Origin of the sequence: Azospirillum doebereinerae, from assembly GCF_003989665.1 — a bacterium.
Classification (GTDB): domain Bacteria; phylum Pseudomonadota; class Alphaproteobacteria; order Azospirillales; family Azospirillaceae; genus Azospirillum; species Azospirillum doebereinerae.
This window is the reverse complement of the sequence record NZ_RZIJ01000036.1, coordinates 16,380-37,009: the sequence shown is the minus strand read 5'-3', so window position 1 is coordinate 37,009 and position 20,630 is coordinate 16,380. Positions and strand designations below refer to the sequence as shown.

The 20,630-nt window shown below is 70.8% G+C and carries 4 protein-coding genes; all 4 read left to right on the top strand.

Features of this window, described 5'->3' with window-relative positions:
- The first annotated feature begins 13 nt into the window (after positions 1 to 13).
- The 4 genes from EJ913_RS28320 to EJ913_RS28305 all read left to right on the top strand — a co-directional run bounded on the left by EJ913_RS28320 (position 14) and on the right by EJ913_RS28305 (position 20,474).
- Positions 14 to 1,489 carry a tetratricopeptide repeat protein gene (locus EJ913_RS28320; protein WP_185909982.1) on the top strand — a complete coding sequence of 492 codons (1,476 nt, stop codon included), beginning with the start codon at positions 14 to 16 and terminating at the stop codon, positions 1,487 to 1,489.
- Complete coding sequence (locus tag EJ913_RS28315) at positions 1,476 to 3,251, top strand: tetratricopeptide repeat protein (RefSeq protein ID WP_185909981.1); 1,776 nt, start codon at positions 1,476 to 1,478, stop codon at positions 3,249 to 3,251. The genes EJ913_RS28320 and EJ913_RS28315 overlap by 14 nt, the downstream gene beginning before the upstream one ends.
- The gene (locus tag EJ913_RS28310; protein ID WP_127004277.1) at positions 3,251 to 5,125 is read left to right on the top strand and encodes an O-linked N-acetylglucosamine transferase, SPINDLY family protein; all 1,875 of its coding nucleotides are present in this window, start codon (positions 3,251 to 3,253) and stop codon (positions 5,123 to 5,125) included. The genes EJ913_RS28315 and EJ913_RS28310 overlap by 1 nt, the downstream gene beginning before the upstream one ends.
- A gap of 547 nt (positions 5,126 to 5,672) precedes the next feature.
- Positions 5,673 to 20,474: an Ig-like domain-containing protein gene (locus EJ913_RS28305; RefSeq protein ID WP_127004275.1), complete on the top strand. Its 14,802-nt coding sequence runs from the start codon at positions 5,673 to 5,675 to the stop codon at positions 20,472 to 20,474.
- Positions 20,475 to 20,630 lie beyond the last annotated feature (156 nt).

Here is a 20,630-nt window from a genome sequence, read left to right as displayed (position 1 = left end):
TGAAGGGGGACCGGTGGGCGAGGAAGCGTTTCTTCAGCGATTCAACCAGGGGCTGTTCCACATCGAGCATTCGAGGCTGCCCGACGCGGTGGCGAGCTTCCGGGCCGCCGTCGCCCTGCGCCCGGAGCACCCGGTGCCATGGTTTCTGTTGGGAGTCACCCTGCGGACGGCCGGTCGTGCGAAGGAGGCCGTGGCGGCATTGCACGCGGCGCTTCGCCTGCGGCCCGAGCATCCCGACACGCTCTTTCACCTCGCCTCCACCCACCTGGAACTGCTGCGGCCGGATCGAGCCCTGCGGGCCCTGCGGCGCCTGATCGCTTTGCGGCCGGACCAGACGGGAGCGGCTTTCGCGCTGGGCGGCACTCTGATGGCGCTCGACGACCCGGAAGAGGCCGAGCGCGCCTTCCGGCTGGCAGCCCTGCTGCAGCCCGATGACGCGTCGGTGAACAACAACGTCGGAGCGGCGGTCATGGCGCAACGGCGGCCCGGCGCGGCGCTCGGGCATTTCCGGCGCGCCATCCGGCTCGCCCCGGCCTGGCCCGAGCATCACAAGAATCTCGGCACCGCCCAGCTCATGCGTGGCGAACTGGAGGAGGGGCTGCGCGAGTACGAATGGCGCACCGGCCAGGCGGTCTGGCCGTGGAACCGGGCGTTTCCAGGCAAGCCGGTCTGGGACGGCGGTCCGCTCGCCGGCCTGACCATCCTGGTCCATTACGAGCAGGGGCTGGGCGACAGCGCGCAGTTCGTCCGTTATTTCCCGCGGCTCAAGGCCATGGGCGCGCGAACCGTCTTCGAGTGCCAGCCGGTGTTGAAACGGTTGCTCGCCACCGCCCCCGGCATCGACTCGCTGGTGGCGCGGGGGGAACCCTTGCCTGATTTCGATTGCAGCCTCTCCCTGATGAGCCTGCCGTACCGGTGCCGCACCAGGGCGGACACGATCCCCCAGGACATTCCCTATCTGTGGGCCGATCCGGAGCGGGTGGCCTTCTGGCGCGAGCGGGTCCTTGGACGACCACGGCCGGGCGAACTCCGCGTCGGCATCCAGTGGCGCGCCGATGGCGACGACCGCTCCATTCCGCTGGAGTGTTTCGAGCCCCTGTCGCGGATTCCCGGCGCGCGGCTCTTCAGCCTCCAGCGGGTTGCCGGGCTGGACGAACTGGAGCGGCTGGGCGGGCGGTTCGGGATCGTCGATCCGCCGGGCCGGCGCGCCGGGGCGGAGGGCTTCCTCGACACCGCCGCGCTCGCGGAGGGCATGGATCTCGTGGTTGCCTGCGATTCCGTGGTCGGGCATGTTGCCGGCGCACTGGGCAAGCCGGTGTTCCTGGCGTTGCCCTGGCTGGGCGACTGGCGCTGGATGAATCACCCCGACCGCACGCCCTGGTATCCGTCGCACCGGCTGTTCCGCATGGCGCGCCGCAACGACTGGCACGGGGTCATGGCGCGGGTGGCCGAAGCCGTTGCGGAAGAGGTGCGTCGTGTCCGATCTTGATCCCGCCATCGCGCTCTACGAGGCCGGCCGGCCGGCGGAGGCCGCCGCCGCGTGCTTCGCCCTTCTGGAGGCGGGATCGCGCGGCGCCGACATCCTCAACCTGCTGGGCGCCTCGCTCTTCGCGGCCGGCAACGGCGATGCGGCGGTGGGGCCGCTGGAGGAGGCGGTGCGGACTGCCCCCACCCATTTTGCGGCGCGGTGCAATCTGGCCCTCCTGCGGCAGCAGCGGCGCGACTGGGCGGCGGCGGAAACGCATTTCGGCGTGCTGGCCTTGCTGGACCCGGCCTTCCGGCTCGCCCAGGACCGGCTCGGCACGGTGCGGCAGGAGCGGGGCGACTTGGATGGGGCGATCCGTGTCCTGACGCGGGCGGTCCGGATCGACCCACGCTCCGGGCTGGCGTGGTTCAACCTCGCTTCAGTGCGCATGCTGGCCGGCCTGTTCGGGGAGGCCATCGCCGGCTTCCGCCACGCCGTCGCCGAGGATCCCGCCGGTGCCCTCGCCCATGTCCAGCTTGGCGAGATGCTGCTGCGGCTGGGGACGGTCGGGGCGGCGTCGGAGGTCTTCCGGCGGGGGTTGAGGCTCGATCCGGCCGCTTCGAACGCGGTCAACGGGCTGGCCCGTTGCGCACGCTACCGCGCGATGACGGCCGCCATAGGCACGCAGGCCGGTGGAGTGGCGATCCGTGGGCCCTTCGAGAGCGCCACGGGTTACGGCTATTTCTGCCAGCGCCTGATCCGGGCGTTGCGTGGAAGACAGGGAGTGCCGCTGGAGGTCATCGGGACCAGGGGGACGGAATCCTGGCCGGGCGGCGCGCTGGACCGGCCCGTTCCGGCGCGGGCGGTGGTGAACTGTCTCATTCCGCTGGCGGTGGAGCGGGTGCCGGGCCGTGCCAGCGTGACCTTCACCATGTTCGAGGGAACGCGCATTCCGCCGGCTTGGCGGCGGATGAGCGCGTTCAGCGACCTGATCGTCGTGCCGACCGAATCCTCGCGCCTTGCCTGGGCGGAGCAAGGCTTTCCCGAGGACCGTCTGCGCGTCTGTCCGCTCGGCGTCGATCCGGTGGAGCCGGGTGCCGTGCCGGTCCTGGTCGCCCCCGGCGGACGGCTGGTGTCGAGCTACCGGCACCGTTTCCTCAACGTCTCGGATTTCAACCCGCGCAAGAACATCGACGGGCTGATGCGGGTCTGGCTGCGCGCCACCGCACCCACGGACGAGGCGGTGCTCATCCTGAAACTTGGCCGGAGCCTCGGCCCAACCCTGCGGGCGGAACTCGGCGCGCTGGTGCGGGGGGCGGAGCGGGCCGTGGGCCGGCGGCTGGCGGAGGCCGCGCCGGTGGTGCTGATCGACCGGTTGCTCACCGACGGGGAGATGACGGGGCTTTACCGCGCCGCGACCCATTACTGGAGCCTGTCGCACGGGGAGGGCTGGGACCTGCCCATGACCAAGGCCGGGGCCATGGGGCTGGGGCTGATCGCGCCCGCCCACTCCGCCTATCTCGCCTATCTCGACGAGGGAAACGCGCGGCTGATCCCCTCCTCCGTCGGTCCCGCCCGCGTGCCGGGGCAGGAGGGCTTCCACCCGCCCTTCCATGGGCTGGACTGGTGGCTGCCGGACGAGGAGGCCGCCGCGGCCACCCTGACGGGCATCGTCCGGGGTGGGGATCGCCTGCCGTCCGCCCGCGACCGTCTGGCGGAGCGCTTCACCTGGGAGCGTTCGGCCGACCGGCTGCTGGCCATCCTCGACGAGGCGGGGATGCGCTGATGGAAACGGAGGGGATCTTTGCCGCCGCGCTGGCCGAGCATGAGGGCGGCCGCCCCGAGGCGGCTGAGGCCGGCTACCGCGCCGTCCTCGCACGGGAGCCCAGCCATCCGCAGGCCAACAACAACCTGGCCATCCTGCTGCGCCGGGCGCAGCGCTGGGAGGAGGCGGCCGTTCGCCTCCGCACGGCCGTGGCGTGCTGGCCGGAGGACGCGGGCGTGCGGAGCAACCTCGCCTGCACGCTTGGCGACCAGGGGCGCGTCGCCGAGGCGATGGCCGCCCTGCGCGTCGCGCTCGCACTCAGCCCGGACTCTCCCGGTTCCTGGTTCAACGCCGGAAATCTTCTCAAAGCGGCGCGGAACCCGGCGGGTGCCAAGACGGCCTACCGGAGGGCGCTCCGCCTCAAGCCGGACATGGGCGAGGCGCTGAGCAATCTCGGCGATTCCCAACGCGAGGAAGGGGCGCTGACGCAAGCGGTGGAAAGCTACCTGGCGGCGATCCGGGCACGGCCGGATCTGCCCCAGCCCTTCATCAATCTGGGGGAGGCGCTGAAGGACCAAGGGCGCATCACGGAGGCGATCGGCATTCTCCAGAAGGGGCTGGAGCATCACCCGGACATGGCGCTGATGCGCTCCAACCTGCTGCTGGCGCTCCATTACTCGCCTTGGGTTCCGCCAGAGGTCATCGCCCGCGCGCACGCGCACTGGAACGAGCGTCACGCACGGCCGCTTTTCGACGGCGCGAAGCGCTTCGCCAACGACCGCGATCCGGACCGGCGGCTGCGGGTCGGCTATGTGTCTCCGGATTTCTGCCATCATGCCTGTGCCCATTTCATCGAACCGCTGCTGCGCGAGCATGATCGCGGCGCGGTGGAGATCCTGTGCTACGCCACCGAGTCTCGGCGGGACGACATGACCGTGCGGATGGAGTCCCTGGCCGCCGGCTGGCGCTCGCTGGCCGATCTCGACGACGCGGCGGCGGCGGCGCTGGTGGAGCGGGACCGCGTCGATCTCCTGATCGACCTCGCGGGCCACACGGCGGGTGGGCGGCCCCTGCTGTTCGCGCGTCGGCCGGCGCCGGTGCAGGTCACGTGGCTCGGCTATCCCGACACGACCGGCATGCCGGCGGTGGACGGGCGGCTGACCGACGCCATCGCGGACCCGCCGGGCGGCACCGACGGCTGGCATGCCGAGCGGCTGGTCCGGCTGCCGCGCGGCTTCCTCGCCTTCCAGCCGCCGGCCAGCGCCGGCCCGGTCGGAGAACCGCCGGTGGTCGCCAACGGCTTCATCACCTTCGGTTCCTTCAACAGCCTGGCCAAGGTGACGCCGGAGGTGGTGCGGGTCTGGTCCGCCCTGCTGGCGCGGGTGCCGCCGGCCCGGCTGTTGCTGAAGAGCCGGGGCTTCGAGGACGTCGCGGTGCGGAGCGCCATCCTTCAAGACTTCGCCCGCCGGGGCGTGGACCCCGGGCGGATCGAGCTTCTGACGCCGGCGGCGTCCGTCGCCGATCATCTGCGGGCCTACGACCGGCTGGACGTGGCGCTCGACCCCTTTCCCTACAACGGCACGACCACGACGTGCGAGGCCCTGTGGATGGGGGTTCCGGTCGTCACGCTCGCCGGCCGCCATCACGTGGCGCGGGTGGGCGCCAGCCTGCTGACCCGCTGCGGGCTGGAGGAGCTGATCGGGCGGGATGAGGCCGGTTATGTCGAGGCGGCGGCGGCGTTGGCCGGTGACCTCGCGCGGCTCTCCGGGCTGCGCCGGGGCATGCGGGCGCGGCTGGAGGGCTCGGCGCTTCTCGATCACCGTGGCTTCGCGCGGTCGGTGGAGGAGGCTTACCGAGCCATGTGGCGCGGTTGGGCGTCGGGCGGCCGTCCTTAAGCGTATCGTTCCATGAACCGCTGAACCTCGTTGCGGCGATCTTCGGCCAGCCGACTTTGCTCAATGCGCCGGCGATATGGAGCAGCACAGTGGCGTTGCACGGCTTGAGCCGGAGCGTGTCCTCCTGCGTTGCCGCGTCTTCGTCCAACCGGGTGTTGTCGATTGGCCCGGCGTCCAATTTGGTCCAAACGCCCCCGCTCTCAGGCCCTCATGCCAGCGTCCCACGGAAGAGGTTGAAAATGGCTGATCGGGCTCAATCACAAAATCGCAATCACACAATTTTTTTATTGCAATCCGATTCTTGAATTTCTGTGTAAATTATTTATTAACCATCATTAACAACTTACTGACAGGAAACTTTGTCACAAATCGACCGATTTCGCTCTTGGACTTCTTTAAACATATCCTCTTAAAGTGGCTGAGGTCCGCCTTTTGTAAAAATTTAAGCATTTAAAGCTGTGTCGATGGCGGAAATCTGCTCGCGATGCGTGTCTTTCGCCCGTGATCGTCAAGCTTCCCGCTGGGAAGCCTCTAAGTGGGGATTGTTATGGCTGCCGGTGCAACTCTGACCCTGACCGCTGGTACGGACTATCTCTTCTCCAAAACGGAGACCTGGTCCGGCATCAAGGGGTTCGGCACGCGTGGCGTGGTGCTGGAGACGCTGGGGTACACCGTAACGGTCACCAACCTCGACCACATCACCGGCGGCAGAAACACGCCCGGCGGCCTCTACAAGGACGTCGTCACGCTGGGGGGCGCGGGCGGCAACACCATCACCGTCGCGGGGCTGGAGACGCTGATCGGCGGTGCCGGCAACGACCGGGTCCTCGGCACCTCGACCGGCACGACCATGGCGGTGGAGTCGATCGAAACCTTCATCGGCGCCAGCACCGGCACCACCCTGATCAGCCTGACGAACAACGCCGGCAACACGATGTCGGTGGCCTATCTGAAATCGCTCGTCGGCAGCGCCGGCGTTGACGTCATCAACTTCGGCGCCGGCGGCCAGCTGGGAACCACCACCGTTGTAACGGCGGTCGAAACGCTGATCGGCACCGCGGGCGACGATATCGTGGCGACCGTCGCGGGCGGCAGCAACACCGTCCAGGTGAGAAGCATCGAGATGTTTCTCGGCAACGGCTCCAAGGCCGGGGACGTCGTCATGCTCGGCAGCATGGGCGGCACCATTGCCCTGAGCTTCGTCGAGACGCTGATCGGCAGCAGCGCCAACGATGTCTTCACGATGGGCTACAAGATCGGCTCGATCGACATGAGGTCGGGCGGCGGCACCACCGCCGTGTCGTCGATCGAGACCATCGTCGGCGGAACCAGTTCCCGCAACACCGCCATCCTGATGGATGTCGGCACCACCGTCACGGTCGCCAGCCTCAACACCCTGATCGGCGGCGGCGGCAAGGACGTCGTCACCATGACGTTCCGGGATGGAACGCCGATCGTCGGCGTGGGTCCCATCGCCTGGAACACCGTCGGCAACACCATGCAGGTGGAAGCGCTCGAGACGGTGATCGGCACCGCCGGCGAAGACGCGCTCATGGTGCTGGGGAACACCGGCATCACGATGAGCGTCACGGCGATCGAGTCGATCGTCGGAAGGGGAGGCTCTGAAACGGTGCTGCTGGGCGCCGGCGGCAACACGGTCAAGATCTCAGCCCTGGAAACGTTGATCGGCGGCGCCGGCATCGACGTCGTGTCCGTAACCGGCGGCAGCGCCATCGTCGGCATGACCACGATGGTGTCGGCGGTCGAGACGCTGATCGGCGGCGTGGGCAACGACGTGGTGTGGTTCACCGAAGCCTCGGGCACCGTCTATGTGTCCGGGATCGACACCGTCTTCGTGGGCGGTCAGGCCATGGAAATCGGCAACACCGATCGGTTGCTGGTCTTCCCGGTCGCGGTGTCCGCGCCCTCGGCCCCCAGTCTCAGCTCCGGTTCGGACAGCGGAACGCTGGGCGATTTCAAGACGAACGCGACCCTGCCGACCCTGACCGGCACGGCCGCGGCGGGCAGCGTCGTCAATCTTTACGGCAACGGCACCGCGCTGGGCAGCGGGACCGCCGATGGATCCGGCCAGTGGACGATCACGGCGACCACGGCGCTCACCGACGGCACCTGGACGATGACGGCGAAGGCCGTTTCCTCCGGCATGGAAAGCTCGGCGTCGGGCGGGCTGCTGCTGACCATCGACGCGACGGCGCCGACCGCACCGACCATCTCCTACACGCCAGGATCGGACAGCGGCCGCTCGTCCTCCGACGGCATCACCAACGTCACGACGCCGACCGTGACGGGCACGGCGGAGGCCGGAAGCACGGTCACCCTGTATCTCGACGGGGCGAGCGTCGGAACGACGACCGCCAGCGGCGTCGGCGCCTGGTCGATCACCACGCCGGCGGTCTCCCCGGGCGGCCACACCCTGACCGCCCGCGCCGTGGACACGGCCGGCAACACGAGCGCCGCCTCGACCGGCCTCCTGCTCACGGTGGACACCACGGTGGCCGCGCCCACGGGCGTGGCGCTGGCGACGGCGAGCGATACCGGGACGCAGGGCGACAACCTGACCAACGTCAACACCCCGGTCATCGTCGGCACGGCGGAGGCCAACGCCGTCGTAAGCCTGTACAAGGATTCCACCACCCTTCTCGGCGGCGCGACCGCCGACGGGAGCGGCGTCTGGCAAATGACGCTGGGCGCGCTGGGCGAAGGCGCGCACACGCTGACCGCGCGCGCGGTCGATCTGGCGGGAAACAGCAGCACCGCCTCGAACAGCCTCACCGTCACCATCGACACCACGCCGCCGGTCGCCCCCTCCGCCCCGTCGCTGACGGCGGCGTCGGACAGCGGCAACTCCTCGTCCGACCGGCTGACGAACGTCAAGACGCCGACCTTCACCGGCACGGCCGAGGCGAACAGCGTCATCGACCTTCTGGTCTCCGGCAGCGTGGTGGGAACGGGCACCGCCGACGGTGCCGGCGCCTGGACCGTGACCGCCGGCAGCGCCTTGGCGGACGGCAGCTGGTCCTTCTCCACCCGCTCGCGCGATGCGGCCGGCAACACGCGCGACGGCGTGGGAAGCCTGATCGTCACCATCGACAGCACGGCGGACGCGCCGGGCGGCCTGAAACTGACCGCCGCCACCGACAGCGGCCGCAGCGCGACCGACGGCCTCACCAACAATCTTTCGCCCACCGTCGCCGGCACGGCGGCGGCCGGCAGCGTCGTGACGCTCTACGACGGCGCCCTGGCGCTCGGCACGGTGACGGCCAACGGCCAAGGCAACTGGGAGATCGCCACCAGCGGCCTTTCCATCGGCGCGCACACGCTGACGGCCAAGGCCATCGACGCCGCCGGCAACACCAGCCTCCCCTCCGCCGCCTTCACGGTCACGGTGGACACGAGCGCCTCCGCTCCGACCGGATTGGCTCTGGCGGCGTCGTCGGACAGCGGCGTCACGGGGGATTCGAGGACGAACCTCACGACGCCCTCGGTCACGGGGACGGCCGAGGCCTCCAGCATCGTGCTTCTCTACGAAGGCTCGACCCTGCTCGGCCAAGCCACGGCGGGGGCCGACGGCAACTGGACGGTCATGTCCGCCGCGCTGACCGGCGCCGCCCACACCCTGACGGCCAAGGCCGTCGATCTGGCTGGAAACACCTCCGTGGCGAGCGGCGGTCTCGTCGTCACCGTCGACCTGACGGCGCCGGACGCGCCTGGCGCGCTTCTGCTGGCTTCGGACAGCGGCACGCCGAACGACAACCGGACCCGGGTGGGAACTCCGGCGATCACGGGCACGGCCGAGGCCGGCAGCACCGTGCGGCTGTACGAGGGCGCGACCCTGCTCGGAACGGGCACGGCGGACGCCTCCACGGGCGCTTGGACGATCGTCTCCTCCACCCTGGGGGAGGGGGCCCACACGCTGACCGCGCGGGCGGTGGACGCCGCCGGCAACACGGGCGCCGCCTCCGCCGCCCTCGCCGTCACGATCGACCAGACCTCGGCTAGCCCGAGCGGTCTGGCGTTGAGCAGCGCCACGAACAGCGGAAGCTTGGCCGACGCCCTGACCAACGCCGTCGCCCCGACGATCATCGGCACGGCCGAGGCCGGCGCCACGATCACCCTGTACGGCGGCGGTTCGACCGCCAGCGCGACGGCCGACGGTTCGGGCCGCTGGTCCGCCACGATCGCCGGGCTCAGCGAGGGCGCCCACACCCTGACCGCCGCCGCGGTGGACGTGGCCGGCAACACCAGCCAGATGTCCGCCGGGTTGGTCATCAGCATCGACCGAACCGGGCCGGGATTGTCGGCGCCGACGGCGGACACGGCCGGGCCCTCGGGCCAGTTCACCCCGATCCTTTCGGGCACCGCCGAGGCCAACAGCGTCGTGACGCTGTACGACGGCTCCTCCGTCGGGGCGACGGTGCTCGGAGTCGCGACCGTCGACAACACCGGCCTGTGGTCGATCACCACGACGGAACTCGGCGGCGGCACCTACACGATGACCGCGCGCGCGCTGGACGCGGCCGGCAACGAAACCAGCACGAGCACATCGCTTTCCGTGACCGGGCGCATCGGCGTGCCCGGCGGTCTGCAACTCGTCTCCGATTCCGGCGTGGCGGGCGACGGGATCACCAACGTGGCCTCGCCGACCCTGACGGGGACCGCGCTCGCGGGCGCGACGGTCTCCCTCTACAGCGGCCTGACGCTGATCGGCACCGGCACGGCCGACGCCGGCACCGGCCTCTGGACCATCGCCGCGACCGGCACCCTGGCGACCGGCAGCACCCACACGCTTCAGGCCAAGATCGACGCCTACGGGACGGTCCTCACCTCCTCGGGGCTGACGGTCACCATCGACACGACGGCGCCCGACCAGCCGGGGGCGCTGGCGCTGCAAGCCGGATCGGACAGCGGCTCGGTCGGCAACGACCGCGTCACCAACCTCGAGGCGGTCACCGTCACCGGCACCGCCGAGGCGCGAAGCGTCGTCACGCTGTATGGCGACAACGGGGGCACGGCGCTGGGCACGGCGACCGTCTCCGACAGCGGGTCCTGGTCGCTCGGCACGGGCTCCCTGGCGGCCGGCGTCCACACGCTCGTCGCCCGGGCCGTCGACGTCGCCGGCAACACCAGCGCCGCGTCCAGCGGCCTCGTCGTCACCATCGACCGCACCGCCGACGCGCCGACCGGCCTCGCCCTGGCGGGCGGATCCGACACGGGGCTGGCGGGCGACGCGATCACCAGCGTCCTGGCCCCGACCGTCACGGGAACGGCGGAGGCCGGCGGCGTCGTCTCGCTGTACAACGGCTCCAGCCTCGTCGGCACCGCCACCGTGGCGGGCGACGGCAGCTGGTCGGTCAACACCTCCGCGCTTGGCAACGGCACGCACGGCCTGACCGCGCGCCTCGTGGACATCGTCGGCAACACCAGCAACGCCTCCTCAGTCTTCTCGGTCACCATCGACGCTTCCGCGCCCGACGCGCCGGGCGGGCTTTCGATCGACCCGGCCGGCGACAGCGGCGTCCGCGACAACGTCACCAACATCACCACGCAGACCGTCACCGGAACGGCGGAGGCCGGCGCCACCGTCATCCTGTACGACGGCGCCACCGCGCTTGGCACGCAGGTGGCGACGGGCGGGGTCTGGACGATCGGGACGGGCACGCTCGCCGAGGGCGGGCACACGCTGACGGCCCGGGCCATCGACGTGGCCGGCAACACCGGCGCCGCGTCCAGCGGCCTCGTCGTCACCATCGACGTGAGCACTCCGGCTCCGAGCGCCATGGCCCTGACCACGGCGTCGGACACCGGCTACAGCGCCACGGACCGCATCACCAACGCCACGACCCTGTCGCTGACCGGCTCCGCCGAGGCGAACAGCTCCGTCACCCTCTACGACAACAACGCCGGCAGCCTGACGCCGCTGGCGACCGTGGTCGCGGACGGCGGCGGCGTCTGGTCCTACACCGGAACCGGTTTCGCCGAGGGCGTCCACACCCTCACCGCCACCGCGGTGGATCCCAGCGGCAACACGTCGAGCGGCTCCGGCACGCTGGTGGTGACGGTCGACCTGACCGTGGAGGCGCCCGGCGCGCCGACCCTGGCGCCCGCGTCGGACACCGGCGTGTTGGGCGATGGGAAGACCCGCCTGCTCGCGCCCACCTTCACCGGCACGGTGGAGAGCGGCGCGGTGGTGTCCCTCTACGACGGCGGCAATTTCGTGGGGATGGGCACCGCCGACGGCTCGGGCGTCTACTCCATCGAGACGCCGTTGAGCAACGGCGCGCACACGATGACGGCGCGCGTCGTCGACGCCGCCGGCAACGCCACGGCCGCCGCCTCGGCCCCGCTCGTCATCACGATCGATGCCGTCGCGCCCGACGCGCCGTCCACGCCGGTGCTGGATGCGGCGTCGGACAGCGGCATGCCGGGCGATCTGATCACGTCCGCCGCCACACCGACCTTGGCCGGCACGGCCGAGGCGCTCAGCACCGTCTACCTCTACAGCGGCGGCGTCAGCGTCGGAACGACCACCGCCGACGGAGCGGGCGCCTGGACGATCACCGCCAGCAGCCTGTCCGACGGCGTGAACACGCTGACCGTCCGGTCCGTGGACGATGCGGGCAACACCAGCAGCGCCTCGGGCACGTTGCTGCTGACCATCGACACCACGCCTCCGACCCCGGGCGGCTTCGCTTTGACGCCGGCGACGGACAGCGGCCGCGTCGGCAACGACGCCGTCACGGCGGTGACGGCGCCGGTCATCACCGGCACCGCCCAGGCCGGCAGCATCGTCACGCTCTACTACCCCGACGGCACCACCGTTTTGGGCGGCGCGACGGCGGACAGCCTCGGCCAATGGTCGGTCGCCAGCCCGACGCTCGCCGAGGGGCTGTACACGCTGTCGGCCCAGGCCGTGGATCCGGCCGGCAACACCGCGCTCGTGGCGGCGGCCCTCGTCCTCAACATCGACCTCACCGTGCTGCCGTCGTCGGCGCCCAGCCTGACCGCCGGCTCCGACACCGGCGTGGCCAACGACCGGCTCACCCGCAACACCACGCCCACGGTGAGCGGGAGCGCAGAGGCGCACAGCGTCATCACGCTCTACGCCGGCACCACGCTCGTCGGCACGGGAACCGCCGACGGTTCGGGGACTTGGTCGGTGACCACGGGCTCGCTCATCAACGGCACCCACACGCTGGTCGCCCACGTCACCGACCTGGCCGGCAACAGCACCGCCGCCGCCTCCGCCCCGCTGATCGTCACCATCGACACCGAAAACCTCATCATGTCGGACTTGGCCTTCGCCGCCGGGGACGACACCGGGGTGTCCGACCACGACGGGCTGACCAAGCTCGCCACGCCGACGATCGTCGGCACGGCGGAGAGCTTCAGCGTCGTCACCCTCTATGAAGGAAACACCAGCGTCGGTTCGGCGACGGCCGGCGCGAACGGCGCCTTCTCGCTGACCACGAACGCCCTGTCGCAGGGCGAACACTCCCTGACCGCGCTCAGCGTGGACCGGGCCGGCAACACCTCCACGGTGTCGAGCAACATCGTCCTGTCGGTCGATCTGTCCACCCCGCAGCCCAGCCTGCTCATGGCCGTCGCGTCCGACAGCGGCGTCTCGAACAGCGATCGCATCACCAACCACCAGATCCTGCCGCTGAGCGGCACGGCCGAGGCCGGCAGCACCATCGTCCTTTACGACGGCCCGACCGCGTTCGGCACCGTCCAGGCCGACAGCCTGGGCGCCTGGTCGCTGCTCTCTCCCTCGCTGGCGCCGGGCAGCCACAGCCTGACCGCCGAGGCGACCGACCGCGCCGGGAACCGCGCGACCTCCGCCGCCCTCGTCGTCACGATCGACCTCGTCGCGGCCGTGCCCTCGCTGAATCTGTCGACCGCGAGCGACACCGGGGTCGCCGGCGACCGCCTGACGAAGAACTCCACGCCCGACATCACGGGCACGACGGAGGCGGGCGGGTTCGTCTCGCTCTACGAAGGTGGCACGCTGCGCGGAACGGCGACCGCCGATGGCGCGGGCCTGTGGACCATCACCAGCAGCCAACTGGGCAACGGCGCCCATACGCTGACCGCGCGCGGCATGGACGCGGCCGGCAACACCAGCGCCTTGTCCTCGGCGGTGGTGATCACCATCGACACGGTCGTGCCGAACGCGCCGACCGGCGTCACGCTTGCGTCCGCGTCCGACAGCGGGGCGTCGAACACGGACCGGGTCACCAACGTCACGACCCCGACCCTGACCGGCACGGCCGAGGCTAACAGCACGGTCACGCTCTACAGCGGCACCACGGTCGTCGGCACGGCGACCGCCGGCGGCGGGGGGGCCTGGACCATCACTGCCGCGTCGCTGGCCGACGGCGTGAACACGCTGACGGTGAAGGCGACCGACGCCGCCGGCAACACCGGCGCCGCCAGCGCGCCGCTCAACGTCACCATCGACACCGTCCAGGCGGCGCCCGGCACGCCGGTGCTGGGTGCAGCCTACGACAGCGGACGTTCCAGCACGGACGGCATCACCAACATCGTCACCCCGACGATCACCGGCACGGGCGAGGCGGGCAGCGTCGTCACCCTTTACGACGGCGGCGTGAGCTTCGGCTCCACCACCGTGAACGGAGTGGGCGTCTGGTCGATCGCCACCGGGACCCTGCTTCCGGGCACCCGCACCCTCACCGCCCGCGCGGTCGATTCCGCCGGCAACAGTTCGGTGGCCTCCGCGGGGCTGGTCATCACGATCGACACCGCGGCGGCGGCACCGGGAACCCCGTCGCTCGCCGTCGACAGCGGCGCCTCCAACACGGACCGGCTGATCAACACCGGATCGCCGACCCTCGTCGGCACGGCCGAGGCGAACGGCCTCGTCCGGCTCTACGACGGCTCCACCCTCATCGGATCCGGCACGGCCAACGGTTCGGGTACCTGGACGGTCACCGCCAGCGGGCTGGGCGCGGGCGCGCACACGCTGTCGGCCCGGATGGTCGATGCCGCTGGCAACACCAGCGACCCGTCCGCGACGCTGACGATCACCGTGGACACCACGGCGCCCAGCGCGCCGGGAACCCCGTCGCTCAGTGCGGGCTCGAACAGCGGCTCCACGGCCGACAGCGTTACCTCGGTCTTCGCGCCGACCGTCACCGGTTCGGCCGAGGCGAACAGCATCGTCACGCTGTACGACGGCGCAACGACTCTCGGCACCGTGACGGCCGACGGCAGCGGCGCCTGGTCGATCACCACGCCGTCGCTTGCCGATGGCGCGCACACGCTGTCCGTGGTCGCGCTCGATCTGGCCGGCAACACCAGCACCGCCTCGGCGCCGCTGACGGTCACGATCGACACCACGGCGGCGGCCCCGACGGGCCTCGCCCTGGCCGCCGTCTCCGACACTGGCCTCCTGGGCGACAACCTGACCTCCGTCACCACCCCGACCATCACCGGCCGGGCGGAGGCGGGGAGCGTCGTCACCCTGCTGAAGGGATCAACGACGCTCGGCACCGGCACCGCCGACAGCACGGGCGTCTGGTCGATCACCAGCTCCGTCCTGGCGGGCGGCACCGGGACGGCGCATTCGCTGATCGCCACGATGGTCGACGTGGCGGGCAACACCAGCGGCGCGTCCGCCGCGCTCAACTTCACCATCGACACCGTGCCGGACGAGGTGTCGGTCGAGCTTGCCCAGGCTTCGGACACCGGCTCCTCCAACAGCGACCGGATCACCGCCGAGACCATGCCGACGCTCACCGGCACGGTGGGCACGGTGGGCGCCGGCCCAGGCCGAACCGTCATCATCACGAGCGCGTTCAACGGTGGAACCGCCGAAGCCTTCGGAACGGTGGTGGCGGACGCCGGCACCGGCGCCTGGAGTTTCACGCCCTCGGGCTCGCTTGCCGCAGGCGTCTACAATTTCGGGATCACCTCCTTCGACAACGCGGGGAATCCCGGCGTCGGCGGTGTTACGGTCACCATCGACCTCACCGGCGACGCGCCCGGCGGGCTCGACCTCGCCACCGCATCGGACAGCGGGCGGAGCGCGAGCGACGACAAGACCAACGTCACGACACCGATCATCACCGGCACCGCCGAAGCCGGCAGCACCGTCACGCTCTACGACAACGGCGATTCCATCGGGACGGTCACGGCGAACGGACTCGGCGCCTGGTCCTTCACGACGCCGACGCGGGCCGACGGCACCCACACCTTCACGGCCAGGGCCGTGGACGTCGCCGACAACACCAGCGGCCTCTCCGCCGCGCTGGTCGTCACCATCGCCACGCAGGCCGCCGCGCCGAGCGGCCTTGAGCTGACGACCGACTCCGGCAGCAGCGCAACCGACCGCCTGACCAACGTCGCGTCGCCGACGATCCGCGGCACGGCCGAAGCCTCCAACACCGTCAGGCTGTACGACGGTTCGGCCCTGGTCGGCATGGCGACGGCGGGTGTCGACGGCAACTGGACGGTCCAGGCGATCGGCCTTGCCGACGGCCAGCGCACCCTGACGGCGACGACCATCGACCTGTTTGGCAACACCAGCGCCGCCTCGGCCGTTCTGCTCGTCACCATCGACACCGCCGCGCCCCAGCCCTCGTCGCTCGTCCTGACGGCGGGCTCCAACAGCGGCTCGACCAACGATCTGGTGACCAACAACGCAACGCCGGTCCTGACCGGGACGGCGGAGGCGGGCAGCGTGGTCACGCTGTACGACGGCGCGACTCTCCTCAACACGACGACGTCCGACGGCGCCGGCGCCTGGACGATGAGTTCGCCGTCGTTGAGCGAGGGAGCGCACAGCCTGACCGTCGTTTCCCGGGATGCGGCGGGCAACACCGGCGCGGCCTCGGCTCCGCTGGTCATCACCATCGATCTGACCTCGGCGACGCCGTCGGGGTTGGGGCTGGGCACCGGCTCCGACAGCGGCGCGCTGGCAAGCGACCGCGTCACGAACGTCGCCGCCCCCATGGTTCTCGGCGTGGCGGAGGCGAACAGCGTCGTCACGCTGCGCGACGACGTGAGCGGCCTGGACATCGGCACCGCCACGGCCGACGGATCCGGAAGCTGGTCCATCGGCGTCGCCTCGGCCCTCGCGGACGGCACGCATTCGCTTACGGCGACCGCCATCGACATCGCGGGCAACACCAGCGCCGCCGGTACGCTCGTCGTCACGATCGACACGGTCTCGGCCGCTCCGAGCACGCCGGTGTTGACGCCGGGATCCGACCTCGGCCGCTCGAACAGCGACCGGCTGACCTCCGACAGCACGCCGACGGTGAGCGGAAGCGCCGAGGCCAACAGCGTCATCACCCTGTACGACGGCGGCGTCTTCGTCGGGCTCGGAACCGCCGGCGGCGACGGTCTGTGGTCGGTGACGGCCGGCGCCCTGACGGAGGGCGAACACACGCTCACCGTCAAGGCGACGGACGTGGCCGGGAACACCAGCGACGTCTCGGGCGGGCTGGTCGTGAGCATCGACCTGACGACGGCCGTCCGTTCGATCATGCAGGCGAGCGGAAGCGCCCAGGCCAACAGCGTCGTCCACCTCTACGAGGGCGTGAACCTCGCCGGAGAGGGCATAACCTTCTTCGGGTCGGCGACGGCCGACGCCAACGGCCTGTGGACCCTGACGGCAAGCGACCTGGGTGTGGCCGATCGTACGCTGACGGCCGTGGCGCCCGGTGCGAACAGCGGCACCGCAGGCCCGTCCGGCGCGCCGCTGGTGACCATCGACCTCGTGACGCCCGTCCGCTCGATGCTGCTGACGCGGGCGTCCGACACGGGCGCCGCGCGCGACGACCTGCTGACCAACGACACCACGCCGACGCTCGTCGGCATGGTCGAGGCGGACAGCGTGGTCACGCTGTACGACGGCGCCCTCGCGGTGGGCACCACGACCGCCGACGCCCAGGGCGCCTGGACGATCACGTCGGCGACGTTGGCCTCCGGCCTGCGCCAGCTCTCGCTCACCACGGTCGACAAGGCGGGGAACACGGCCAGCTCCGCGTCGGGGCTGGCGGTGACGATCGATACGACCGCCCCCCTGGCGCCCGCCGTCCCGGCTCTCAGCCCCGACAGCAACAGCGGCCTTCTCAACAACCTCGTGACGAACGTCCGGCAGCCGGTGCTGACCGGCAGCGCCGAGGCGAACGCCCACATCCTGCTGTTTGCCAACGGCACGCTGGTGGGAGAGACCGATGCGGACGCGTCCGGGAACTGGTCGGGAGGCACCTCGACGTTGAGCCTCGGTGCCCAGGCCATGACCGTCAAGGCCGTGGACGCGGCCGGCAACACGTCGTCCGCAAGCGGCAGCCTGACGCTCACCATCACGCCGGAAAGCAGCGCTCCAACGGGTATCGGGCTGGCTGCGGCGTCCGACAGCGGCGTCCAGGCCGACCAGCTGACCAACGTCCGGACCCCGACCATTATCGGGTCGGCGGTGGCGAACAGCGTGGTGACGCTGTACGACTTCGTCACCGTCGTCGGGACCGGAACGGCGGACGGCAGCGGCCTCTGGTCGATCACGACCGGAAGCCTGACCGGGTCGAGCTACACCTTCACCGCCACGGCCCTGGATCCCGACACCGTCGAATCGCCGCGGTCGGCGCCCTTCGTCTTCAGCATCGACACCACGGCGCCCCTGGCGCCGACCGGCCTCGATCTGGCCAACGACGACGACAACCTGACGAACAATCCCACGCCGCCGATCACCGGCAGCGCGGAGGCGGGCAGCACGGTGCAGTTGTACGACGGCGGCGTCCTCGTCGGCTCGGCCACGGTCGGCGGCGGGGGCCTGTGGACGGTCAGCCCGTCCTCCGCGCTGTCCGACGCGGCGCACAGCCTCACGGTCCGTGCGGTCGATGCCGCCGGCAACACCTCGGCGGCGTCCGCCGTGCTGATCGTGACGGTCGATACCGTCGCGGCGACGCCCGGCGCCCTCGACCTGACGACGGACAGCGGCGCCAGCGGCACCGACAACCTGACCAACATCGCCACGCCGACCATCGTCGGCACGGCGGACGCCGGGAACAGGGTCGTGCTGTACGCCGACGGCATCGCCGTGGGGACGGCCGTGGCCGGAGGCGGTGGGCTATGGACGGTCGCGGCCTCCACCTTGTCCGACGCGGCGCACACGCTCACCGCCAAGGCCTTCGATGACGCCGGCAACACCTCGGCGGCCTCGGCGGGGCTGATCGTCACCATCGACACGGTCGCGGCGGCCCCGACCGGCCTCGCCGTCGCCAACCAAGCCGGCACGCGGACCAGCAACACCACGCCAACGATCACCGGCACCGCCGAGGCGGGCAGCACCGTCGTCCTATACGAGGGGGCGGTCGCCCTCGGCACGGTGACGGCGAACTCGACGACCGGCGCCTGGAGCCTTTCCTCGGGCCTGTTGAGCGAGGGAGCCCACACGCTGGGCGCGACGGCTGTCGATCTGGCCGGCAACAGCTCCTCCGTGTCCGGCGCGTTCATCGTGACCGTCGACACCGTGGCGCCGACGCCGCTGATGACGTCCTCCGTCAACGGAAACCTGCTGACCCTGACCTTTGCCGAGGCGGTCAGCCTCGCGGCCTCTCCCCACCAGACCACCGGCATGAGCGTTCTGGTCGATGGCGTGCCCCGCGCCATCATCGCCGCCTCAGGCACAGGGGGCAGCACCGTGACCCTGACGCTCGCGTCGGGCGTCGCCGTCGGGCAGGTGGTGACCTTCGGCTACGATCCGACACTGCCCGGCAGCGCCCTGTCCGACGAAGCGGGCAACGAGATGGCCAGCCTCCTCGGGCAAGCGATCGTCAATGCCACGCCCGCGCCGCCGTCTCCCCCGCCGCCTCCCGCGCCTTCCCCGACAACGGTGGTGGACGGCGCGCTGTTGACGGTGACGACGGGCACGGACAGCAGGGGCCGTCCCACGGAGTCCGTGGTGATCGCCCCGGTCACGGAGAACCGGACCGACACGGACGCCAAGAGCAGCTTGGCCGATGTGCCGCTGGCCGGAACCACCGCCAACCCGCTGCTGGAGGCCAGCCTGCCCGTGGGCGTGGGCGTGACCTCCAGCGGAGCCACCGGCCTGGTGCTGGGCGAGTTGGCCGATGCCTTCTCCAGCTTGCTGCGCGCCGATCCGTTGGCGGGCTCGACCGTGTCCAGTGCCGGCCTCACCCAGGTGCTGCCCGCCAGCGCCCCGGTGACGCTGCGCAGCGTCACGCCCACGGTGGCTTCGGGCGTGGCGCCGGTCACGCCGATCACCATCACCGGTTCGGCGCCGGCCGGCCAGGCCTCGGCCGTGCTGCTGGATGCGCGCAATCTTCCCGCCGGTACGGTGGTGAACCTGCAGAACGTGGACTACGCCTTCATCACCGGCGCGGTCACGGTGGGCGGCGGCGCCGGCTCCAACGTGGCGATCGGCGACGGTGCCAACCAGACCATTATCCTGGGCGTCGACGACGACACGCTGCGCGGCGGCGGCGGCGACGACATCATCGGCAGCCGGGAAGGCCGCGACCTGCTGTACGGCGACGACGGCAACGACTTCGTGTTCGGCGGACTCGGCTACGACCGTCTCCAGGGCGGCGCGGGCAACGACACGCTGCATGGCGACGAGGGGGTGGACGCCGTCCGCATCGAGGCGAACTTCGCCGACGTGATCCTCACCCGCGGGGCCTACGGGGCGCTGGTCATGACCAGCCCGACGCTCGGCGTGGACATCATGGAGGGGGTCGAACTGTTGCGTTTCAACGACCGGGTGGAACTGGTCAACGCGCCGGACGCCCCGATCACGAAGTCCGGTACGGGGCTGTTCTTCGAGAGCGACTACCTTGCCGAAAACCCCGACGTGGCGCAGGCTGTCGCCCGGGGCGAGTTCGCCAGCGGCCTGCAGCATTACCAGGCCTACGGCGGCGCCGAGCAGAGGCTGAAGGGGGGCGTGTCCCTGGACGAGAAGTTCTATCTTGCCCAGAATCAGGACGTCGCCGCCGCGGTGGGACGGGGCGAGTTCGCTAGCGGCCTGGAACATTACCTCACTCACGGCGCCGCCGAGGGACGCGACCCGAACGCGCTGTTCGACGAGGACTGGTACCGTCGGAACAACCCCGATGTCGTGGCGGCGTTGCAGGCCGGCGTCTTTGAAAGCGGCTACGAGCATTACGAGGCTTTCGGCTGGAAGGAGGGGCGCAGGCCTTCCACCTGGATGGACGTCGCCACCTATCTGACCGAAAACCCCGACGTTGCGCAGGCCGGCGTCAATCCGTTGTCGCACTACCTGGATTACGGCGTCCGCGAAGGTCGCACCATCAAGGCGGTCGATGGCGGTCTCTGGCTGAGCTGACGCCGGCACGAGAAAAGGAAGGGGGCCGATCCGGTGACGGGCCGGCCCCCCTTCTTCCGGCAGAAAACCGGCGAGGCGGTCGGGGGACGGGAGTCCGACCATCGCTCGGGTGATCGGACCCATTCTTGAGCGCGGTGCGCCGTGTGCCGTTTCCAT

Coding starts and splice junctions, on each gene's coding strand:
- EJ913_RS28310 (WP_127004277.1), top strand. CDS start 3,251: ATGGAAACGGAGGGGATCTTTGCCGCCGCGCTGGCCGAGCATGAGGGC.
- EJ913_RS28305 (WP_127004275.1), top strand. CDS start 5,673: ATGGCTGCCGGTGCAACTCTGACCCTGACCGCTGGTACGGACTATCTC.